23 protein-coding genes are annotated in these 19,924 nt (G+C 58.5%); 12 read left to right on the forward strand and 11 right to left on the reverse strand.

Annotated elements, in window-relative coordinates:
- The first annotated feature begins 66 nt into the window (after positions 1–66).
- Positions 67–1,425, forward strand: coding sequence for an MATE family efflux transporter (locus SLH49_RS06620; RefSeq protein WP_320268342.1), 1,359 nt, complete (start codon positions 67–69; stop codon positions 1,423–1,425).
- A 225-nt stretch (positions 1,426–1,650) separates the two neighbouring features.
- A complete protein-coding gene (locus tag SLH49_RS06625) occupies positions 1,651–2,415 on the forward strand; it encodes a YHYH protein (RefSeq protein WP_320268343.1) in 765 nt (254 codons plus the stop codon).
- Between the two features lie 147 nt (positions 2,416–2,562).
- Here SLH49_RS06625 and SLH49_RS06630 read toward each other — a convergent pair whose 3' ends face one another.
- The 5 genes from SLH49_RS06630 to lgt all read right to left on the reverse strand — a co-directional run bounded on the left by SLH49_RS06630 (position 2,563) and on the right by lgt (position 6,603).
- Positions 2,563–3,354, reverse strand: a complete 792-nt coding sequence (locus SLH49_RS06630; protein ID WP_320268344.1) for a Hint domain-containing protein — start codon at positions 3,352–3,354, stop codon at positions 2,563–2,565.
- Positions 3,355–3,505: 151 nt separating this feature from the next.
- A complete protein-coding gene (locus SLH49_RS06635; protein ID WP_320240393.1) occupies positions 3,506–3,667 on the reverse strand; it encodes a hypothetical protein in 162 nt (53 codons plus the stop codon).
- 238 nt (positions 3,668–3,905) lie between these two features.
- Positions 3,906–4,673, reverse strand: a complete 768-nt coding sequence (gene pgeF, locus SLH49_RS06640) for a peptidoglycan editing factor PgeF (protein WP_320268345.1) — start codon at positions 4,671–4,673, stop codon at positions 3,906–3,908.
- Positions 4,670–5,728: a class I SAM-dependent methyltransferase gene (locus SLH49_RS06645; RefSeq protein WP_320268346.1), complete on the reverse strand. Its 1,059-nt coding sequence runs from the start codon at positions 5,726–5,728 to the stop codon at positions 4,670–4,672. The genes pgeF and SLH49_RS06645 overlap by 4 nt, the downstream gene beginning before the upstream one ends.
- On the reverse strand, positions 5,725–6,603 hold the full coding sequence (gene lgt, locus SLH49_RS06650) for a prolipoprotein diacylglyceryl transferase (protein WP_320268347.1): 879 nt from the start codon (positions 6,601–6,603) through the stop codon (positions 5,725–5,727). The genes SLH49_RS06645 and lgt overlap by 4 nt, the downstream gene beginning before the upstream one ends.
- 102 nt (positions 6,604–6,705) lie before the next feature.
- Between lgt and SLH49_RS06655 the strand changes: the two genes are divergently transcribed.
- Complete coding sequence (locus SLH49_RS06655; protein ID WP_320268348.1) at positions 6,706–6,945, forward strand: accessory factor UbiK family protein; 240 nt, start codon at positions 6,706–6,708, stop codon at positions 6,943–6,945.
- A 100-nt stretch (positions 6,946–7,045) separates the two neighbouring features.
- Here SLH49_RS06655 and SLH49_RS06660 read toward each other — a convergent pair whose 3' ends face one another.
- Complete coding sequence (locus SLH49_RS06660) at positions 7,046–7,492, reverse strand: MarR family winged helix-turn-helix transcriptional regulator (RefSeq protein WP_320268349.1); 447 nt, start codon at positions 7,490–7,492, stop codon at positions 7,046–7,048.
- A gap of 27 nt (positions 7,493–7,519) precedes the next feature.
- On the opposite strand from SLH49_RS06660, the gene SLH49_RS06665 reads away from it, so the two are divergent.
- On the forward strand, positions 7,520–8,152 hold the full coding sequence (locus SLH49_RS06665) for a class I SAM-dependent methyltransferase (protein ID WP_320268350.1): 633 nt from the start codon (positions 7,520–7,522) through the stop codon (positions 8,150–8,152).
- A 1-nt stretch (position 8,153) separates the two neighbouring features.
- On the opposite strand, the gene SLH49_RS06670 is transcribed toward SLH49_RS06665, so the two are convergent.
- Positions 8,154–9,011, reverse strand: a complete 858-nt coding sequence (locus SLH49_RS06670) for an aminoglycoside phosphotransferase family protein (protein ID WP_320268351.1) — start codon at positions 9,009–9,011, stop codon at positions 8,154–8,156.
- Positions 9,008–10,039: a M42 family metallopeptidase gene (locus SLH49_RS06675; RefSeq protein WP_320268352.1), complete on the reverse strand. Its 1,032-nt coding sequence runs from the start codon at positions 10,037–10,039 to the stop codon at positions 9,008–9,010. The genes SLH49_RS06670 and SLH49_RS06675 overlap by 4 nt, the downstream gene beginning before the upstream one ends.
- A gap of 150 nt (positions 10,040–10,189) precedes the next feature.
- Here SLH49_RS06675 and SLH49_RS06680 point away from each other — a divergent pair, with 150 nt between their 5' ends.
- From SLH49_RS06680 to SLH49_RS06715, 8 genes are all read left to right on the forward strand, one after another.
- The gene (locus tag SLH49_RS06680) at positions 10,190–11,260 is read left to right on the forward strand and encodes a serine hydrolase domain-containing protein (RefSeq protein ID WP_320268353.1); all 1,071 of its coding nucleotides are present in this window, start codon (positions 10,190–10,192) and stop codon (positions 11,258–11,260) included.
- Positions 11,261–12,115: 855 nt separating this feature from the next.
- On the forward strand, positions 12,116–12,451 hold the full coding sequence (locus SLH49_RS06685) for a hypothetical protein (protein WP_320268354.1): 336 nt from the start codon (positions 12,116–12,118) through the stop codon (positions 12,449–12,451).
- Positions 12,452–12,820: 369 nt separating this feature from the next.
- Positions 12,821–13,324 (forward strand): YbjN domain-containing protein, encoded by a 504-nt coding sequence (locus SLH49_RS06690; protein ID WP_320268355.1) that lies wholly within the window; start codon positions 12,821–12,823, stop codon positions 13,322–13,324.
- Positions 13,325–13,401: 77 nt separating this feature from the next.
- A complete protein-coding gene (gene proC / locus SLH49_RS06695) occupies positions 13,402–14,217 on the forward strand; it encodes a pyrroline-5-carboxylate reductase (protein ID WP_320268356.1) in 816 nt (271 codons plus the stop codon).
- Positions 14,210–14,548 (forward strand): tRNA-binding protein, encoded by a 339-nt coding sequence (locus tag SLH49_RS06700; RefSeq protein ID WP_320268357.1) that lies wholly within the window; start codon positions 14,210–14,212, stop codon positions 14,546–14,548. The genes proC and SLH49_RS06700 overlap by 8 nt, the downstream gene beginning before the upstream one ends.
- Entirely contained in the window at positions 14,545–15,495 is a 951-nt protein-coding gene (locus SLH49_RS06705) for a D-glycerate dehydrogenase (RefSeq protein ID WP_320268358.1), read from the forward strand. The genes SLH49_RS06700 and SLH49_RS06705 overlap by 4 nt, the downstream gene beginning before the upstream one ends.
- A gap of 57 nt (positions 15,496–15,552) precedes the next feature.
- On the forward strand, positions 15,553–15,960 hold the full coding sequence (locus tag SLH49_RS06710) for a universal stress protein (protein WP_320268359.1): 408 nt from the start codon (positions 15,553–15,555) through the stop codon (positions 15,958–15,960).
- 91 nt (positions 15,961–16,051) lie between these two features.
- Complete coding sequence (locus SLH49_RS06715; protein ID WP_320268360.1) at positions 16,052–17,260, forward strand: MFS transporter; 1,209 nt, start codon at positions 16,052–16,054, stop codon at positions 17,258–17,260.
- Between the two features lie 126 nt (positions 17,261–17,386).
- On the opposite strand, the gene SLH49_RS06720 is transcribed toward SLH49_RS06715, so the two are convergent.
- The 3 genes from SLH49_RS06720 to SLH49_RS06730 all read right to left on the reverse strand — a co-directional run bounded on the left by SLH49_RS06720 (position 17,387) and on the right by SLH49_RS06730 (position 19,888).
- Positions 17,387–18,364: an oxidoreductase gene (locus tag SLH49_RS06720; RefSeq protein ID WP_320268361.1), complete on the reverse strand. Its 978-nt coding sequence runs from the start codon at positions 18,362–18,364 to the stop codon at positions 17,387–17,389.
- A gap of 128 nt (positions 18,365–18,492) precedes the next feature.
- Positions 18,493–19,380 carry an AraC family transcriptional regulator gene (locus SLH49_RS06725; RefSeq protein WP_320268362.1) on the reverse strand — a complete coding sequence of 296 codons (888 nt, stop codon included), beginning with the start codon at positions 19,378–19,380 and terminating at the stop codon, positions 18,493–18,495.
- Positions 19,381–19,486: 106 nt separating this feature from the next.
- Entirely contained in the window at positions 19,487–19,888 is a 402-nt protein-coding gene (locus tag SLH49_RS06730) for a hypothetical protein (RefSeq protein ID WP_320268363.1), read from the reverse strand.
- Positions 19,889–19,924: the final 36 nt, after the last annotated feature.

Below are 19,924 nucleotides of genomic sequence, written 5' to 3' on the forward strand. Positions count from 1 at the left end.
AAACTGCCACGGGGGGATGTGTGATGTCTATGGACCCTGCGTCACTTCCATCCTAAGGCTTGGCGTATGGAATATGTCGCCCAAACATATCAGGACCACACCAGGGCGATCTGGAAGCTTGGGACGCCGCTGATCCTCAGCAATCTGGCGATGTTTGCCATCCATATTACCGATACGATCATGCTGGGGTGGTATGATGTCACTGCCCTGGCGGCTTCAACCATTGCGAGCACGATGTTCTTTATCGTGTTCATCGTCGGCGCGGGTTTTGCGCAAGCCGTGACGCCCATGGTTGCTGCTGCGGCCGAAGAGGGGGACGAGCGGCAGGTGCGCCGTGTGACGCGCATGGGGCTGTGGCTGTCGCTGTTTTATGGGGCCGCCGTCACGCTGCCGTTTTTCTGGGCCGAGGATATCCTGATCGCCATTGGGCAGGACCCGGATGTGGCCGCACTTGCGCATCTTTATCTGCAGATTGTCATCTGGCAGATGATCCCGGCGCTGATTGTGATGACGATGAAGTCGTTTCTAGCTGCCCTGGAGCACGCGGCGATCATCCTTTGGGCCACGATTGGCGCGGCTGTTGTGAATGTCTTCGTCAATTACGCGCTGATCTTCGGCAATTGGGGGGCGCCCGAACTGGGGATTGAGGGCGCGGCGATTGCGTCGCTGACGGTCAACCTTGTGACGGTGGCGATCCTGATTGGGTACACGCTGTGGAAGTTGCCGCAGTTTGAGCTCTTTCGGAATTTCTGGCGCAGCGATCGCGATATCCTCGCCAGCGTCTATCGTCTGGGCTGGCCCATTGGACTGACCTCGCTCGCCGAAGGGGGGCTGTTCAGCGCCTCGGCCGTCATGATGGGCTGGATTGGGGCGCTGGAACTGGCGGCGCACGGCATCGCGATCCAATTGGCGAGCATGGCCTTCATGGTCCATATCGGGTTCAGTCAGGCCGCGACTGTGCGGGCCGGGCGTGCGCTGGGCCGGCGCGATGAGATGTCACTGCGTAAGGGCGGCGCAACTGCGATGACGATGTCAGCGCTTTATGCGGTGGTGACATCTGCCCTTTTCCTTGTTTTCCCCGACGTCCTTGTTGGCCTCTTTGTCGACCCCACTGACCCGGACCGGGATGCGCTTGTGCGGATCGGGGCGAGTTTCGTCATCGTTGCGGCCCTCTTTCAACTGGTCGACGGGCTGCAGGTGATGGCGCTGGGCCTTCTGCGCGGCGTACAGGACACGGCTGTGCCGATGGTCATGGCGACAATCAGCTATTGGATTATCGGCATGCCGGTGAGCTATATACTGGCGTTCACGCTCGGCCTGGGCGGGGTAGGCCTGTGGCTGGGCCTTGTAGTCGGGCTGGCCTTTGCTGGAGCGCTGCTGTCATGGCGGTTCTGGGCGCGATCAGTGCGGATTGCGGCTGCCTGACAAACGCCGAGTGGTTTCGAGATGCACAAGCATCATCGCCATCAGTTCTTGCCGACGGTGTGCCGCTTCAGTGATCTGACGTTCTGTTACGGCCTTGGTCAAAAGGTGTGTTTCAAAATCGCTCTTTGCATGATCATTGCAAGGCGCCGCTTCGGGCTGAGACCACGCCCGACGGAAATCGTCACTACAACCGTTAGATGATTATCCAAGCATTCGGAGTTTATCATGAAGACATGTATCACCACGCTCGCCGTGACACTTTTGACCGCCCAGGCGGTCCATGCGCATGGAACGATCACCGTCGAGGGGGGGCAGCGCTGCATCGCATCCGATGGTATGCCGGACCACGAAACTGGCACATGGCGGGAAGGGGCTACCGTGCAAGCGCAAGACCATAGGTTCTGCATGGATGCAACGCCTGAACTGACTGACAACATCACTCGCCGGGTCCGTATCTCGGGCATCACGGTGAACGGCATTCCATTGCGACCGGGCACGGCGGAATACTATGACGCGCAGTCTGAGCGCGGTTATTCGCGCGATCCTTCTTCGGGTTGGAATGTAGAGGGCGTCGGTGGGCTCGTCATGGACGCGCAAAACGCGCACGTAGACGGTGACGGGATGTACCACTATCACGGTATTCCTTCTGCAGTGACCGACGGGCTTGACGGGACGCTTTTCGGCTATGCGGCAGATGGCTTCGAAATCCACTACTTAGGCACCGCGGTGAAATCGTCATGGCAACTGAAGAGTGGCGACCGCCCCTCAGGTCCCGGTGGCGCGTATGACGGTACCTATGTGCAGGACTACGAATTCATCGCGGGATCGGGTGACCTGGACGAATGCAACGGGGCGATGGTTGGCGGACGTTATGTTTACTTCGCGACCGATACATATCCGTTTTTCCCCCGCTGTTTCAAAGGGACGGTATCAACCGATTTCAGGGGGGGCGGTGATCGCCCGCGACCTCCGCTCGACGGTAATGGCTAAGTGAACTTGCCTTGTTTGCCGCCGCATTCAAAGACCGCAGCAGGATTGGGTGAAAACGACACCAACTCCGTTTATCTCTGTTCGTCTGCTGCTTAGACGGGTCAAACCCTTAGTGTAAGATCTTTCCCCGAACTTGCCTTTGGGATGTTATCCCAAGAGCTCCAGATCGCGCAAACGCAGGCGGGGGTTTTTCATCTCGCCGAAATCGTCCAGATTGCGCTTGTGCGGGAAAAGCGCGAGATATTGCGCGAGCATATCGCCGCGCAGGCCCAAAGCGAAGGCGGTGCCGGGGTGCAGGCTTTCGATTTCGATCCCGTTCACAGTCAGGCTGCATTGCCGAGCGAAACCGATCTGATAGACCTTGACAGGGGTGGCCGGACGTAGCGCGATGAAGTTCGTCCCGTCAAAGAAGTCACGCGCGGGAATGAAAGCGGCCGCCTTGCCGGTCAGCGTCCTTACCGCTGGCGCACGATGAAGCAGCCGTGCGGTGGGGCCTAATACAAGATCGGGCGAGGGCCGGTTCAGCCCTAAGGCATCCGCGGTAATCCGTGTCAGGCTGCCATGGTCGGGGTTGGTCTCGTGATCAACGGGACTGATCGTCATCGACCCGGACCAGAGCAGTTTTTCATAGCGGCCATTGGACAGGCGGATATCGTCGCCGGGCAACACATCTTCGATGGCCATTGGCCCATTATTCGTCTGCAGGATTGCCCCATGACCCAGCGCGCCAAACGAGTCTTCAAAAGACGGCATAGCCGGCGCGCGCCGCGAAAACTCGATGATCTGATTATCCGGCGAAAGATATGCAATTTCGTATTTGCGTGTGCGCATATGTGGGTGAGGGGCCGTCTGGCCCGCATTGGGGTAACGGTTGCTATTGGATTGCATCCCGGCTTTGGAGCGGGCCTGCATTGCTGTGCTGGGGGGAAACACCGTCATGATCTGGCCTGTAGCTACCTGTCGCACCATTTACCGCGCTCATCACACAGCAACTGACATGCAGGCTATAATCCCGTCACAGCGACGGCGTTACTCTTCAACAAGCGCATTGGCGGGTCCTTGCCGCCCATACGTACAAACTGATGGGCGCTCAGGCCCGGCGCGCGTCGGCGGCCTGGGTCTCGCGCGCTTCTTCAGCGCGTGCCTCGCGGCGTGCGATCATGGCCTGCCGTATATCGCCTCGCTCCCATGGCATGGGTGTGTCATATGCGGCCACAGCAGCTTCGAGTGATTTTTGCCAGCGACTTTTCATCTGATACCTCGTTTCTTCTTCGGCACCAGTTTCTCAGCGCCGTTGGCAAGAATATGCCGAGGCATCCGGGCGATACTTTGACCGTTCGTGGAAAAGCCTGCCGCAAAGTGAAAAAAGCGGCGGAAATCGTGTAAATTATTATTTTATATATACTTTTTTGGGTTCTGGGGTATTTGGTTTATGAACAGGCGGTTAACGCTATATGAACACCATGCGGGCTTGTCCCGCTGTTGCCGCATTACCGCCCATTTTTGAGACAAATGGCAGAGATCAGTCGACCGTAATCCGCCTCTTTTTGATGGACGGATCGGCGGTAGCTATAGAATCTGTCTGGATCGGCGTAGGTGCAATGCCGCGTCCAGGCCATTTGATTGATGCCGCTTGCACGCAATTGCACCAATCCAAACGCCGGGAGATCAAATTGGAACCGGCCGCTTTGCCCGGCAACGAAGAACCTGTCGTGGTCGGCATTGGCGTCCAGGAACCGATCCCTGAATTCGGGGCCCACTTCGTAATTGGGCTGGCTGATGGAGGGACCGATCACCGCTTTGATCTGAGTACGAGTTGCGCCAAGGGTCTCCATCGCCGCGACCGTCGCTTCAAGCACGCCGAAAAGCGCGCCCTTCCAGCCAGCATGGGCGGCGCCAATGACACCTGATTTTGGATCAGCCAGCAAAACAGGTTGGCAATCGGCGGTTAGGATAGACAAGGCAAGCCCGGGCGTTCGCGTTACCAATGCATCTGCCTCGGCGCCGCCATCCGCCGGGCTCTCCACGACGATAACATCTGATGAATGGGTTTGATGCACACCCATCAAACGATCTGTAGTTACATTGAGCGATGCTGCGACGCGCGCCCTGTTGATGCCGACGACATCATGCTGGTCCGAGCTGCCATAGCCGCAATTCAGCCCCGCAAAAACACCTGATGAAGCGCCCCCTTTTCGGGTGAAAAACCCGTGTGTTGTACCGTCAAGCAGGGGGTCGGTGATTACTTCAAGCGTCATGGCTCCAGTCCAGGTGGCGGCATGGCCGTTGCGGGATAGATCGACATCACTTTGAATAGCTCACCCATTTCGGCAGGGTGGGTCAAGCGCCGATGTGCCTGGATATGGGTTTGGAGCGCGTCGCCGGTCAGTGATCTAGCCAATGCCTGCGCGCGGGGTGTGATGCCCAAGCGCTCCAGAAATACGCCCTGGGTAGTGAGCCTGCTGTGTTTTGTTGCGCTAGTGTGGCGGGCGATTTCGGCAAAATCCACATGGGCGGTCAGGTCAGCCTGACCGGGGGCTGCAAGCGGGTCCGTCTTGTCATGGCCGCTGAGAGCTTGCCACGTATCTCCCAGCGATTGCCAATCTCCGTAATCGATGATGATTGCGGCACCGCCCTCCGCTTCAATGCGACCAGAAAGTGTGGAGATCACGCTCGGCAGAGTGGGGCAAAGCTCAACCAGATCGCCGTCTTCGGTGTCGGCAAGCCGGTGTTCCAGTATTGTGAGCGGGGCAGGGGTGGAGAGCCCGATTTGTAACGCATCGCCGTCAAGTCCCACCATCCGTTCGCGCCAAGCATCGCCGTCGCGGATGAACTGGCGGATCGGCAGCGCGTCAAAGAATTCATTGGCGATCAGGAAAAGTGGACCGGGTGGCAATGTATCGATCCGGTCATGCCAAGCGGCGTCCGGCACCGCCTGCGCCTGAGCCTTGCGCAAGACGGGCGAGGTTTCGAGGAAATGGACCGCGAGGCTTTCGTGAAAGCCTGGCACAGCACGCGTCGCGCGCAGGGCATCCGCCATCAGCGTGCCGCGACCGGGGCCAAGCTCGGCCAGAATAATCCGCTCTGGCGCGCCCTGATCCTGCCAGCATTGGGCCAGCGCCAGGCCGATCAATTCCCCGAACATCTGGCTGATTTCCGGGGCAGTGATGAAGTCCCCGGCAGCGCCCAAAGGATCGCGGGTCGCGTAATAGCCATGCTTGGGGTGCATCAGGCATTCGCCCATGTAATCGGCGATGGTGATTGGGCCTGTCTGCGCAATCCGCGCTTTCATCAGCGCGCCAAGCGCGGTCATCGCCGCCGCGCCATGAGGATCACCGTCAGCCCGATCAGGATCATCGGCAAAGTCAGTAATTGGCCCATGGTCAGCCCATAGCCGCCGTAATGAAAAGCGAGGCCAAGCTCATTGCCGGGGCTGACGAATTGCGCATCGGGTTGCCGGACAAACTCGACCAGAAAGCGGGCGATGCCGTAGCCCATGAAGAAGATCGCCGTCAGCAGCCATGGCTTCTTCAATGCGCCGAAGCGGAACGCCAAAATCAGCAAGACGGCACCCAATAACAGCCCCTCCAATCCCGCCTCGTAGAGCTGGGACGGGTGGCGGACGCAAGGTTCAGTTGCCGTGGCGCAGGATTGCGCCCCGGCACCCGGAAAGATCACGCCCCAAGGCACGTCCGTGGGCCGCCCCCAAAGCTCTGCATTGATGAAATTCGCGGTGCGCACCAGCAGAATCGCAGGCGTGGCCGAGACTGCGATGATATCCGCCAGATCGGGGAGGGGGACATTGTTGCGTCTGCTGAATAAGTATACGCCCAGCACCACGCCGATGAAGCCGCCGTGAAAGGATAGCCCACCTTCCCAGATCTTCAGAATGTCGATGGGGTTAGCGAGGAATTCACCCGGTTTGTAAAACAAGACATACCCCAACCGCCCGCCACCGATCACGCCGATCACGACATAGGTCAGCAGATCCTCCATCTGGCTGATCTGCATCGGCGGCCCATTGCGCCACAGGGCCGGGCGTTTGAGCGCTGCCTTGATGATCATCCAGCCCAGTGCGATCCCCACAATGTAACCCATCGCGTACCAGCGCAGAGCGATGGTGAAGCCGAAGAGCTCAAACGCGAAAATCTCGGGCGCAATATTGGGGAAGGAGATGGCGGCATACATGGCGCCATTCCTTGTCGCACTCTGCGACGATGTCAACCAACGAGCCGGGTTGTGTGGGCGGCTTTCAGCAACCATATAAGTACCAAGCGATTGGAGAATGTGATGCAGACCAAAAACAAAGTCTTTGACGACCTCAGCCAGTTGATGACCAACGCAATGGGCGTGGCCCAGGGCGCGCGTGAAGAGGCGAATACGGCCATGAAATCCATGATCGACCGCTGGCTCGCGGATCGTGATTTTGTGACGCGCGAGGAGTTCGACGCCGTCCGTGCCATGGCGCAGAAGGCGCGCGAAGAGAACGAGGCGCTGAAGGCGCGGATTGCGGCGCTTGAGGGCAAATAGCACCTCGCACAACCGCGCAGGCGCATCTTCTACAATGCGGGGTTCTCGCCTCGCTTACGGCATGATGTCACAGACGCGCGGCTGAGCCGATCAAGGCGTCTCAACGATCTTCTTTTGGCAAGAACGCCCCGAGTGATGCATAGAGTGCATCGAATTGCACCTCACCCAGCTCCGAGCGCAGGTCGTTCTCTAACGTTTCTTTGATCTTGAGCGCAGCTTTTCGCGCTGTCACGCCCAGTTCGGTGAATTGAACGATACGGCCGCGCCCGTCATCAGGGTCGGGAATGCGCTGGATGACGCCATCCATTTCAAGCTCGGACAGCAATTGGTGGACCGCCTGTTTGCTGATCTGCATGCGGTTCACGATATCAACCTGCCTCGTGCCGTTGGCCGAGATATAGGGGATGACACCTGCGCGCGCGTCACCGTACCAGGAAAATCCCGCATCGATCATGGCTTTGGCAAAGCGTGTCTCCCACTGCTTTGAGGCGTTCCAGAGCCGCCAGCCAATGTGGTCAGGTGCAAGTTCGTCAACCTTCTTGACCAAATGTTGACCTCCTGATAGTCAAGTAGCATGACTATATTGCAAGCCAGCCAAATCGCAACAGTTCAGCGTTATGATCGATTGTCAGAGACGTATGATCGTTCGCATGCCCGCTGGCTACGCCATGCCGGTGGCGAGGCGCAATGTGCGTTTGAGGGTGCAGCCGCGGCCCTGCTGCGACCCGGCATGCGTATTCTGGATGCGGCCTGCGGCACCGGCACTGTTGCAAGGCGGCTTCTTGCGGGGGTGGAGGGGCGCGCGCATCTCACGCTGCTGGATGCATCACCTGACATGCTGACGCAGTGCAGGGCTCTGGAAGCGGATCGCGTTCAGGGCCGCATTGAGGATTTGCCCTTTCCGGACGCATCATTTGATCTGGTGACATGCGCATGGGGGATCGAAACCATCGGTGATGCGCGGATGGCAATTGCCGAGTTTGTGCGGGTCTGTCGGCCCGGTGGGCATGTCTGCCTTGTCTTTTGCGCTGATCGCCCAGCCCGGTCCTGGCTGGCCGGCGTTTTGCGCACCGCCATCACGCGCCGGGGGCTGGGGCGCTTTCTGGACGCAGCTTCTGTGATGCAGGCCGGGTCTCAATGCGGTGCTGTCATGGCGCAACCGCTGCATTGTACTGGTCCCGCTGCGGCCATCTTGCTGCGTTGCTGAATTACGTCTCAGCCATCACGGCCGTCAGTGTATTTTGCCCGATGGTTTGTCCCTGACACATTTGCAGAAGGGCTTTCCAGATTGCCCAGCCCATCGCCCGCGCCCAGGTCTGTGCATCAAGGCCAATGCCATCGCGAAAGATCTTTCGCGCGGGTGTGTCGAAAAGCGTCCACGCAATTGTCAGATCGCAGGCTGGGTCGCCGATGCCGCAGCATCCGAAATCGATGACCGCGCCAAGCCGCCCGTTGCGCAAAAGCAAATTACCCGGAGCCACATCGCCATGCACCCAAACCGGGGCCGCGGTCCATGCGCTTTGGCAGGCCCGGTCCCAGAGGCGCAGGATACCTGCGCCGTCCACCGCCTCACCCAATTGCGCCAGACAATGCCGCGCCTCCTGATCATAGATGCGCAGATCGCCGCTTCTGTAGAAATTGTGCAGTCCCGCACCCGGCGCATCCGTGGTCGGGACCCGCCGGAGCGCATTCAGGAAATCCGCAAGGTCGGCGGCAATGCTTTGCTGGAGCGCCGCTTCGGTCTGCGCGACCGTCTCTCCCGGCAGCCAGCGCATGATGGACCACTGAAAAGGGTAGCTCTCAGACGGTTTGCCCGCCGCGAGAGGCTCTGGCACCTGCAAGGGCAGGTGCGCTGCCAGATGCGGCAGCCAGCGTTGCTCTTTCGCGGCTTGCGCGGCGTAGCGCGCCGCACTCGGCAGCCGCGCAGCCATTTCCTCGCCCAATCGGAAAGTGCGGTTGTCCCAGCCTTGCGGGTTGACGGGCTGAACGGGCAAATGCGCCCAATGCGGGAACTGGTCCGCAATCAGCGCTTCGACCAATGTGACGCTGATGCGGGGCTCGGTCAAAACTCTGACAGATAGGCCACCAGGATATCCAAAGCGGCCTGCAGATCATCCTTGGCGATCATTTCCGTTACCGTGTGAATGTAGCGGGTGCCAACGGTAATCCCCACCGCGCGCGCACCTGCTGCGGCCTGCTGTGCAGCCGCACCGTCCTGCCCGCCAGAGGCGAGCATTGTGCGCTGATAGGGGATCTTTTTCTTAATGGCGAGCGCCTCGATATCGGCCACAAGCGCTTTATCCGCAATGAATGACCCATCGCGGACATGCAGGCCAAAGCCCTGGCCCTGATGGGTTGTCGCGTCCTTGTCCGGCACGCCAGGTGTGTCGCAGGAGAGTGTCACATCAATCCCAAGCCCGATATCCGGCTTGATCGCGTAAGAGGCCGTGCGAGCGCCGCGCAGCCCCACCTCTTCCTGACAGGTAAAGGCCACATGGATTTCCGCGCCACGGCCCTTCTTTTTGAGCTTGCGGATGGCCTCAATCCCCAGCCAGCACGCGATCCGGTTATCCAGCGCCTTTGAGACGAACTTGTCCCCCATCTCAAGGAACGGTTCGTCCATCACAACGAAGTCGCCGATCTTGACGACATCATGCGTCTTCTCGCCCATGCCGAGATCGACGAAGAAATCGCCGATTTGCGGGACCTTCTTGCGGTCTTCGGGTGCCTGGATGTGAACCGGTTTGCCGCCGGGGTTCATCACACCCTTGAAATCGCCGTCATCGGTGCAGACCAGCACCCGACGCGAGAACAGGTTGCGTGGGTCGAACCCACCTGCCGGTTGCAGGTAGATGAACCCCTCCTTGCTGATATGGCTGACCAGAAACCCGATCTCGTCCATATGGCAAAGCAGCATCACCCTTGGCGCGCCCTTCTTTTTGGCATCACGACGACACAGGAGAGAGCCCATCGGGTCGGTTGTCACCTCGTCAAACAGGCCGTCGATCTCCTGTTCGATTAGTGCGCGGACCCGGTGTTCATGGCCCGGAACGCCGGGCATTTCGCAGAGTTGCTTCAGAAGGTCAGTGTTCATGAAATGCTCATTGTGATAGGACTGTGAAAGTGCGATGTGGACCACGCCATTTGTTCTGATGCCACATCATTACATTTGTCTGTATTTCGTCATCATTTGGCAAGTCGCGCCCACCAGAAATTGCTGAACCCACCAAGTGCCACGGACCGCATGCTGAAAATCAAAAAGTTGATCACGATCATCGCGGCTGCCTGGGTCAGCGTGACATCACTGCAAGCGCAGGAAACCAATGCTGGAGCTTTGGACGCAGATCAGATTACGCAATTGATGGCTGATTTTGACATTCCCGGATTGGCGATGGCCACATTGCAGGATTGCACGGCGGAAGAGACGATCACGCTTGGCAAGGCCGACCTCGCCACCGGTGCTGACGTGACGCGGCAGACCGCCTTTGAGGCGGCATCGCTGACGAAGCCGGTCTTTGCCTATCTCGTGATGACATTGGTCGCAGACGGCATCATTGATCTCGACACGCCGATTGCGGCCGACTTTAACTACCCTCGTATCGACGAAAAAGACGCCTATTCTGCGCTTACACCACGCATGATCCTGACCCACCGCACCGGGTTGCCCAATTGGGTGGACGAGGGTACCGATTTTCACCAAAGGACAGCGACCATTCCGTTTGAAGCGATGCCCGGTGAGCGGTTCACCTACTCGGGCGAGGCGTTTCAGCTTTTGCAGGCCTATGTGGAGGCGCAAGCGGGCCAAAGCGTGCGGGACCTCTTTGTCGCGCGACTTGGTGAGATCATGCCCAACTCCACCTTGCAGCGCCCCTTGCCGGGCAGCGTCTTGCCGTCGCGCGGCTACCAAAGCGCGCAAGACCCCGAAAGCGGGCGGGGAATGACAAACCTGTATGATAAGGCCATGGTCGCCAGTTCGTTGGCGACCACAATCGATGATTACACCGCGTTCCTCGCCCATATCTGTGCGGGCAAGGGTCTTCCGCCTGACCTTTACGCCGAGATGATCCGCCCACAGTCACCGGCGCCTGATCTGCTTTCCGATATCGTGGGTGCCGGTCCCGCCGTGTCCTGGTCGCTTGGCTGGATGACAATTGACTTTGGACAGGACCTGATGGTGGGCCATGGCGGCAACAATGATGAATATAACGCCTTTGCCGGTTTCTTTCGCGATGCAGGTGACGGCATCGTCATTCTGACCAATGGTGCCAACGGTCAGGCCCTGATCGAAGCCTTTTTGCTGCCCGACGGCACCTAAACATGGAGCTTGGCGCAAAGGCCAGCACTCTCGCACTGTCATCAGGGGCAGCAGTTCTTGCAGCGCTGCAGAATTCTGGGATCAGATGATATTTGCCAAGAATAGATGGGCGAAAGTCATAATTGCCAGCTAGTTACCGAAAGTGCCACTGCACGCACGCAAAATGTGGCCGATATTCGCCGTGTGATCAGCAGAGTACCGCAGTTTTTGCTCAGAAAGACTATTCAAAGCGCTTTGCTAAGAAGGCTGACTACCGATCGCAGAGCTTTGTACAGCAAGTTAAGCAACCCGTGAACGGCAGCGGGGTCTAATCATCCCCGCGCTGCCGTCAAACAGTTCACTCAATGACAATTCTACCTGTTACCGGGGTCGTCACTCGTAACTTAGAGGCTATTCACTGTTAATGCGTAGGTTTATCACGCTGGAATGCGGCAACTTCTAGGTTTCATGGCCTGTCCTTTTGGATAGGTTCGCCACAGTTCTGCCGCAGGTTTTAGTGCATTTCCCGCCTGCGCGCCCCCCACCCTGTGAATGGGTATCGTAGCCGCACGATCTTCATCATCGGTCGCCCATCAAAAGACCAATACCACCCTGCGCAATGGTCATGTAATCGGTCGCGAATGTCCCAACCTGCGTCTAAGCCCCGGCAATAGTCGCCGTGCTATTATGTGCGTGCTAATGACCGGTGTCAGGCCGAGACCGGCCATGTAGAGTGCGAGGATTCGACGCGCGGTTTCGGCTGCAGTTGTGTCTGACGCGATGAAAGATATGGTACCTGACTGGGCGAATGGTAGCCGACCACCCGATAAGGTCTAAGAACAGAGCCTTTACAGTCGCCGTCTGAAAGGAATTGACATGAAGCTAGCGAAGGTATTGGCGTTGTCGGTATTGTCCGTCGCTGCGCTTTGCCATCTGGCTGTTGCTGAGCAGCTAACACAATTACCTGGTGTCTATTTTACAGAATCGACTCAGGAAAGCTTAGTCAGTGTGTCGCGGATTGAACCGGACACCCAATCATACTTTCAGGTTGGTGATACTCTGCGAACTTACGCCGCAACCGGAGAGAACATCGGGTCAATTTCCGAGCTCCGCGAGATTTTAAATCGTGAGCAGGGCTACGGCACAAGCCAGCTATTCTTCCATGTTGACAGGGATGACATGGCGTGGGTGATTGATGTGACCCTACCCTAGAGGTCGCGGCGCTGGGCAAACGCCTCACTATTCTTGCTCTTGGCTACATCCTTTGCTCAAACACACCTTTAACGTTGCTTTGAAGAAGTGGAGTTTGCCGCGTATTTGAGTAAAAACCGCCTCTCATCGAAAAATTCGCTTGCTGCAACTTTAACTGTCAAACACCGCAAAAATTACTGTCGCGTTACAATTGTCCACATGAATCTTCTGTGGCGTAGCGCCTTTAGCCAAGAAATCGCTTTACAGGTGCTTAAACAGGCCTCACGATATGTTGTAGGGGAATAATGTGAACAACACCTCCCCTAGAGCAGGCACCTAGCGCTTGGGCACTGCCATGACCCTTGCGCCAAAAAGAGTGAGGCCGAGCATATGGCATTGTCCGAACATTACCTTGAGGCTGACGATCTGCACCCGATCGACCTGGTGGAGCATATCGCCGAACATCATGCGTGGGAATTTGACCGCATCCATGACGACCAGATCGCCATGGCGGTTGAGGGTCAGTGGCGCACCTATTCTATCACGCTCGCATGGTCGCCTTACGACGAGACCCTGCGCCTGATCTGTACCTATGAAATGGAGCCGCCGGAAGAGCGGATGCCCGCCTTGTTCGAGGCGCTCAACACGATCAATGATCGCTGCTGGGCCGGGTCCTTCACGTGGTGGGGTGAGCAGAAGCTGATGGTCTATCGTTACGGGCTGATGCTGACCGGTGACCAGATGGCGGGGCCTGATCAGGTGGATACGATGATCAATGCCGCCGTTTCCGCATGCGAACAATACTATCCGGCGATCCAATTGGTGACTTGGTCGGACCGAACTGCGGAGGAGGCGGTACAGGCCGCAATTGGCGGTGCCTACGGGCGCGCTTAACCCGCGACGGCCAAAAGGCTTTTCTCTGTCACTTCCATTGCTTAACCTTTGCGTAAACATCGGGCGAGGGACGTGCAATGGATATGAATGAGGTCGCAGAGCGCGGTCTGGTGCTTCTGGGCTGCGGCAAGATGGGATCGGCGATGCTGGCTGGCTGGCTGCGTAACGGTCTGCCGCCAGAGGCCGTTTGGGTCATCGACCCTTACCCCTCCGATTGGCTAAAAGAGCAGGGGGTGCATATCGGCGGTGAGCTGCCCGATCATCCGGCCATTGCGATCATCGCGGTGAAACCGCAGATGATGGAAACGGCACTGCCGGATGTTCGGGCCTTGGGCAATGGCGAGACACTCGTGATCTCAGTCGCGGCGGGGACGCCGATCAAGACCTTTGAGCGAGTTTTAGGCGGTGCGACCCCGATAATCCGCGCTATGCCCAACACGCCCGCGGCCATTGGCCGGGGGATCACAGCGCTGATTGGGAACAGTCAGACGCGCGCCGATCATATGGACATGGCAGAGGCGCTGCTCTGGTCCATCGGTCAAACTGTGCGACTGGACAGCGAAGATCAGATGGATGCGGTCACTGCGCTCTCTGGGTCGGGACCGGCATATGTCTTTCATCTGATCGAGGCGATGGCCGACGCGGGCGTCGCGCAGGGCTTGTCGCCCGCCCTCGCAATGCAATTGGCCACCGCAACGGTTGGCGGTGCCGGAGAGTTGGCGGAAGATGTGGACGAGACTCCCGCGCAATTGCGCGTTAATGTGACTTCTCCCGGCGGTACAACCGAGGCGGCCTTGGGTGTGCTCATGGATGAAGAGACTGGGTTCCGTCCGCTTTTGCGCCGCGCGGTGGATGCGGCAGCGGCCCGGTCGCGGGAGTTGGCGGATGAGTGAGATTTCGTTTGACGATTTTCTGAAGGTGGACGTGCGCGTGGGTAAGGTCTTGCGGGCTGAACCCTATCCGGAGGCGCGTAAACCGGCCATCAAGCTCTGGATCGATTTTGGCGGAGAGATTGGTGAGAAAAAAACCTCCGCCCAGATTACTGCGCATTACTCGCCAGAAAACCTTGTGGGCAGGCAGGTTCTCGCTGTTGTCAATTTTCCACCCCGTCAGATCGGCAAGTTCATGTCCGAGGTGCTCGTACTAGGCATGCCGGACGAAAATGGCGAAGTCGTGCTGGTGGGGCCGGACGATACCGTGCCAATCGGAGGGCGTTTGCATTGAAGAAGCTTTTGATCACGCGGGTTTTGCCTGACGCTAACCTCACCTTTGCCCGCAACCATTATGATGTGACGGTCAGGGAAACCGCGGATGGGATGAGCTTGGCTGAGGCGTCTGCGGCTTTGGCTGACTACGATGCGATCCTGCCGACCTTGGGGGACCAGTTCACGGCCGAGTCGTTCAATGGCGACATCCGCTGCGGCGTCCTTGCCAATTTCGGGGTTGGCTACAACCACATCGATGTGGATGCCGCGACCAAGGCGGGTGTGGCGGTGACAAACACACCTGATGTGGTCACGGATGCAACAGCCGATATCGGCCTGACCTTGATCCTCTCTACCTGCCGCCGCGCGGGCGAGGGGGAGCGTCTGGTGCGTGCCGGGAAATGGACAGGTTGGGGGCCAACGCAGATGCTGGGCACCCACGTGACCGGAAAAACTGTAGGTATCGTCGGCATGGGCCGGATCGGGCAGGCTGTTGCGCGGCGCTGCCATTACGGCTTTGAGATGCCGGTACTCTACTATAATCGCTCGCAAAAGGCCGTTGATCTGCCCGCCCGGCAGGTCGCAACACTGACAGAACTCATGGGACAATCGGATATCGTCGTTGTCACTGTGCCCGGCGGTGGCGCGAACACCCATCTGATCGATGCGGCTGCACTTGCGGCCATGAAGTCCACGGGCATCTTTGTGAATATCGCACGTGGTGATGTCGTCGATGAGCCAGCACTGATTGCCGTCTTGCAATCGGGTCAGATTGCGGGCGCGGGCCTTGATGTCTTCGAACGCGAACCCTTGGTACCGGATGCGCTTTGCGCGCTGGAGAACGTCGTGCTCTTGCCGCATCTGGGCACCGCCGCGCTCGAAGTGCGCAGGGCAATGGGGCAAATGGCGCTCGATAACATCGTGGCCTGGGAAGAGGGGCGTGCATTGCCGCAACGCGTGACCTAGATCAAGGCGGACACGGGGGGACCTGCTAAGACTTTTCCGACAGCAAAGGAAAGTCCCATGTATACCAACATCCTTGTCCCGGTTTCTTTTGAGGCGGATCGTAACGCCCAAGGTGCTATGGAGATTGCCAAGGCGCTGCGTGCCGAAGGCGGCAAGATCACCTGCCTGCACGTGATGGAAAGCCTGCCGAAATACGCGACCGAATATCTGCCTCCGGATCATCTTGATCGCGCGAAAGCTGACATTCTTGAGACCCTCGCGAGCCTTGTGGCGCATGTGCCGAATGCCGAAACGATGGTAGTGAGCGGCCATTCTGCCCGCACAATTCTGGAGTTTGCGGGTCAAGAATCTAACGATCTGATCATCATCGCCAGCCACCAGCCCGGCATGCAGGACTACCTGCTGGGCTCGACCGCGGCCAAGGTTGTGCGTCACGCCAAATGCGCGGTGCATGTGCTGCGCTGACAGGTTGTCAGGCGAAATGCAGCCAGGATATTGACCCAGGCCCCGTGATTGCGCAGGCTGCGTTTTGCACCAGTTGCGCGGATCAATCAAAGTGGCACAATCCAGATGGCATGGCGCGGGCATTGCCCTGATTTGCGGATCGCTGATCCTGCTGATCTCGCTCGGCGTCCGGCACGGCTTTGGGTTGTTTCTGCAACCCGTCAGTATGGCGCAGGGCTGGGGGCGCGAATCCTTTGCCTTTGCTATGGCGCTGCAAAACCTTGTCTGGGGCGCGAGCCAGCCGATCACGGGCATGATTGCCGACAGATACGGGGCCAAGCCCGTCATCGCGATCGGTGCGGTGCTTTACGCGGCAGGCCTTTGGATGATGAGCCAGGTCGGCGGTGAGACGCTGTTTATCCTCGGTGCAGGCGTGCTCATTGGGCTGGGTTTGTCGGGGACAACCTTCCCGGTGATTTTTGCCGCGATCAGTCGGTTAGTCGCTCCTGAACAACGGTCTCTTGCAATGGGCATAACAATGGCTGTCGGCTCCTTCGGGCAGTTTGCGATGCTTCCCATCTCCCTTGGTCTGATCATCGGTTTTGACTGGCAGGGCGCGTTGGTCGCTCTGTCCATTCTGGCACTGCTGATGCTGCCGTTGGGCTTTGGTATCCGCACCGCGCCTGCACCGGTGACGAGCGCCGTCGAGGATGTCAGTTTCGTGCAGGCCTTGCGCGACGCGGCGGGCGAAAGGGATTTTTGGCTTTTGTCGCTCGGCTTTTTCGCCTGTGGGTTTCAGGTGGTGTTCATCGCGATCCACTTGCCTGCATATCTCGCCGATGAAGGCATCGGTGGCGGCGTTGCCACGACGGTGCTGGCGCTTATCGGGCTTGTTAACATCGCGGGTGCCTACTTTGCAGGCTTCTGGGGCGGCCGGTATCGCAAGCCTATGCTGCTGTCGTGGATTTATCTGGCGCGCGGTGTGGTCATTGCAGCGTTTCTGTTTCTGCCGCTTTCGGCTTGGTCCGCCTACATGTTCGGTGCGGTGATGGGGCTCTTCTGGTTATCCACAGTGCCGCTGACCAATGGCACGGTCGCCTCGGTCTTTGGGGTCAAACACATGTCGATGCTGGGCGGGATCGTCTTTTTCGCGCATCAACTGGGCTCATTCGCCGGGGGTTGGATGGGCGGCTGGCTTTATGATCGGACCGGGAATTATGACGCAGCCTGGGGCATCGCCATCGGGCTGAGCCTGATTGCGGCTTTGCTGAACTGGCCGATCACCGAGCGGACTTTGGCAGAGCGGCGGGCCACCGCATGAAGGCTCGCTGGCTTATCCCCTTTGCATGCACCCTGCTGGCAGTGGTGGTTTTGGCAGGGCTCTTCACGCTCTACCAAAACCCGCTTTTTGAACTTTATCTGATTGAATGGGGCCTTTGTTGAGCCGCTATGCTGCGGCCAACAAGTCCTCGCTGATCTGCCAAAGCCTCTCGGCGCTGTCATCGTCGCAAGCATGCGCGTCCACACCGAAATAGCGGGCCCTGGGCGCATCCGCTTGGGTTGGAGCGGCAATGTTGCAATCCTCGCAATAGAGACCTGCCTTACCGGCCAAAAGCGGTGAGGTTGCCGCCCACAACGTTGTTGAACATCCCTGTTCGGGGGATTTGAACCCTTGCTTGGCCAATTCAGAAGGCTCGCCATCTTCGCCCAGCCAACCAAGCGCGATCATCTCTTCTTTCGGCAGGTGTCGTTGCAACGGTGTAAAGATGCCACCCGGGTGAACCGAAAATGCCGTGCCGCCAAAAGATGACATGCGGCGTGACAGGGCATTGGCAAAGAGCGCATTGGCCGTCTTGGCCTGTCCGTAGGCCTGCCATTTGTCGTAAGGGGTTTGCGCGAACTGGATGTCGTCCCAGTGGATATCGGTGATCTTGTGGCCGGTCGAAGACAAGGCAACAACCCGCGGCACGCCCGCTTTTTCCAGAAGCGGCATCAAGGCCCTAGTCAGGGCAAAATGACCCATATGGTTGACCCCAAACTGGCTTTCCCAACCCGGACCCACCCGTGTTTCCGGGGTCGCCATGATGCCTGCATTGTTGATCAGGAGGTCAAGATGCGGCAGCGCGTCGGTCATGCGATCCGCAAATTGCCGGACCGAGGTGAGGTCGGCCAGATCAAGTGGTGCCGTCGTGATGTCGCCCGTCAGATCGGCGAGTTGTTCCTTTGCTTTCTCGGCAGAGCGCACCGGGACAATAATCCGCGCCCCGCGATCAGCCATGGCGCGCACGGTCTCCTTGCCGATGCCGCTATAACCGCCTGTGACGATGGCCGTCTTTCCGGTCAGGTCGATATCGGCCAAAACCTCGGCGCCGGTGCTTTTGGCGTGAAATGCGGTATCTTGCGGGATCTGATCGGCCAGGCTCATGTCATGCTCCATTTGGCGAATGTGGGTTTGCGTCAGACTTCAAAGATATGAACAGGTTAACCTGTCCAACAGGTGGTATCCTCCTTCACGCTTGCCTGATCCTCTGATCCTTCGGAGAAGCGATTGCCTCAACCCGCCTTGCGTGCGCCGACGAAGCTTTTGGGAGGTGCACCGAACTTGCGTGAGAATTCCCGGCTGAACTGGGCTGGGCTTTCGTAACCGACATGAAGCGCGATGGATGAGATCGGGGCGTCGCCGTGCTGCAGCATGCGATGTGCATCCATCAGGCGCAGATCCTTCTGGAACTGGAGCGGGCTACGGGCCGTGGCCTCTTTGAAATGCTCATAGAAGACAGATGCGCTCATGCCCGCGATGGCGGCGAGATCGGCGGCACGGATCGGGCGGCGGTATTCCTGCCGGATATGGGCGATGGCCTTGGCGATGCGGCTGGCCTTGCTGTCATGGTTCATCAATTGGCGCAGCGCGCCGGCGTGCTGGCTGCGCAAGACGCGGAAATAGACCTCGCGCGTGATGGACGGTGCAAGTGCACGCTCTGCAACCGGATCATCACCGAGGTGAAAAAGGCGCGCCATCGCATCGATCACCTCTGGCTCAGCCTTGCCCGCATCGAGCCCGTGCGACGCTTCACCCATCCAGGCCGAGGCATCGATATCGCTATAAAGCGAACGGAGCATGTCCATATCAATCAGAATGCCAAGCGCCATGAAGGGCCGCTCGGGGCTGGCAGTAATGACCGAAGACAAAAGCGGCATGGCCTGACCGGCGATCAGCAGATCACCCGCGCCATAGGCGATCTTGCGGTCGCCGTAATAGGCCTCTTTCTGACCTTGCAGGACCAGGCTGATCGCCGGATCGATGATTGTACAATCCCGCAGTGTTTCGTGGCAACCCGTGATCACGCCCATATTGCGGACGCCGGTTGCAATCAATGCATCGTCGTTTGCTTGCGCGTCGCGCCAGTGGGTCACGTCTTGCAATAAGGTCTCTAAACTCATCGTTTTATCCTATCGCATGCCGCTGCTTTCGGAAATGTACATCCCGCAGGGTCAGAGGATCAGGCAAAACAATCGGAGAATTGTGGGTCGTGATGGCGCGGGATTGTCAGGGCTTGGCCAGCCGGTCGGCCTTCTTGCGCACAAGGACGGCGCGCAGATCGTGAATGGCGAGCAAGATGTCGTCGGTCAGTTCTTCGAGTTGCGCATCCGTTGCCTTTGAAAGTGCCCATTGGGTCATCAGGTTCAACTGATCGCGCGTACGCCGCATTTCGTCAAGGTCGCGCGCCGCAAGCTGCGCCTGACGCGCGGTGATCCAATCGTTGATTGCGGCTTCATCGGCCTGGTTCAGCTCTTGGTCACCATGCGGCTTGAAATCACCCCGATTGGTGTTCACGACCGCAATCTGTTCCATGTCAATGCGGCCCTGCCGGTTCTCGGTGTTGATCCGAAAAACAGCGGCCCCGTTTTCGCGAATACGGAAGTAATAGGGGGGAAGTGCGCTTGCCATGGCAGATCGTTCCTTTTGCGGTCTGCAAAGTAATCT

This window comes from Cognatiyoonia sp. IB215446 (assembly GCF_033963825.1).
In the GTDB taxonomy this organism is placed as follows: domain Bacteria; phylum Pseudomonadota; class Alphaproteobacteria; order Rhodobacterales; family Rhodobacteraceae; genus Yoonia.

Excerpts from the sequence above, each read along its gene's own strand:
- SLH49_RS06620 (WP_320268342.1), top strand. The coding sequence starts at position 67 with ATGGAATATGTCGCCCAAACATATCAGGACCACACCAGGGCGATCTGG.
- SLH49_RS06625 (WP_320268343.1), top strand. The coding sequence starts at position 1,651 with ATGAAGACATGTATCACCACGCTCGCCGTGACACTTTTGACCGCCCAG.
- SLH49_RS06630 (WP_320268344.1), bottom strand. The coding sequence starts at position 3,354 with ATGACGGTGTTTCCCCCCAGCACAGCAATGCAGGCCCGCTCCAAAGCC.
- SLH49_RS06635 (WP_320240393.1), bottom strand. The coding sequence starts at position 3,667 with ATGAAAAGTCGCTGGCAAAAATCACTCGAAGCTGCTGTGGCCGCATAT.
- pgeF (WP_320268345.1), bottom strand. The coding sequence starts at position 4,673 with ATGACGCTTGAAGTAATCACCGACCCCCTGCTTGACGGTACAACACAC.
- SLH49_RS06645 (WP_320268346.1), bottom strand. The coding sequence starts at position 5,728 with ATGACCGCGCTTGGCGCGCTGATGAAAGCGCGGATTGCGCAGACAGGC.
- lgt (WP_320268347.1), bottom strand. The coding sequence starts at position 6,603 with ATGTATGCCGCCATCTCCTTCCCCAATATTGCGCCCGAGATTTTCGCG.
- SLH49_RS06655 (WP_320268348.1), top strand. The coding sequence starts at position 6,706 with ATGCAGACCAAAAACAAAGTCTTTGACGACCTCAGCCAGTTGATGACC.
- SLH49_RS06665 (WP_320268350.1), top strand. The coding sequence starts at position 7,520 with ATGACTATATTGCAAGCCAGCCAAATCGCAACAGTTCAGCGTTATGAT.
- SLH49_RS06675 (WP_320268352.1), bottom strand. The coding sequence starts at position 10,039 with ATGAACACTGACCTTCTGAAGCAACTCTGCGAAATGCCCGGCGTTCCG.
- SLH49_RS06680 (WP_320268353.1), top strand. The coding sequence starts at position 10,190 with ATGCTGAAAATCAAAAAGTTGATCACGATCATCGCGGCTGCCTGGGTC.
- SLH49_RS06685 (WP_320268354.1), top strand. The coding sequence starts at position 12,116 with ATGAAGCTAGCGAAGGTATTGGCGTTGTCGGTATTGTCCGTCGCTGCG.
- SLH49_RS06690 (WP_320268355.1), top strand. The coding sequence starts at position 12,821 with ATGGCATTGTCCGAACATTACCTTGAGGCTGACGATCTGCACCCGATC.
- proC (WP_320268356.1), top strand. The coding sequence starts at position 13,402 with ATGGATATGAATGAGGTCGCAGAGCGCGGTCTGGTGCTTCTGGGCTGC.
- SLH49_RS06700 (WP_320268357.1), top strand. The coding sequence starts at position 14,210 with ATGAGTGAGATTTCGTTTGACGATTTTCTGAAGGTGGACGTGCGCGTG.
- SLH49_RS06710 (WP_320268359.1), top strand. The coding sequence starts at position 15,553 with ATGTATACCAACATCCTTGTCCCGGTTTCTTTTGAGGCGGATCGTAAC.
- SLH49_RS06720 (WP_320268361.1), bottom strand. The coding sequence starts at position 18,364 with ATGAGCCTGGCCGATCAGATCCCGCAAGATACCGCATTTCACGCCAAA.
- SLH49_RS06725 (WP_320268362.1), bottom strand. The coding sequence starts at position 19,380 with ATGAGTTTAGAGACCTTATTGCAAGACGTGACCCACTGGCGCGACGCG.
- SLH49_RS06730 (WP_320268363.1), bottom strand. The coding sequence starts at position 19,888 with ATGGCAAGCGCACTTCCCCCCTATTACTTCCGTATTCGCGAAAACGGG.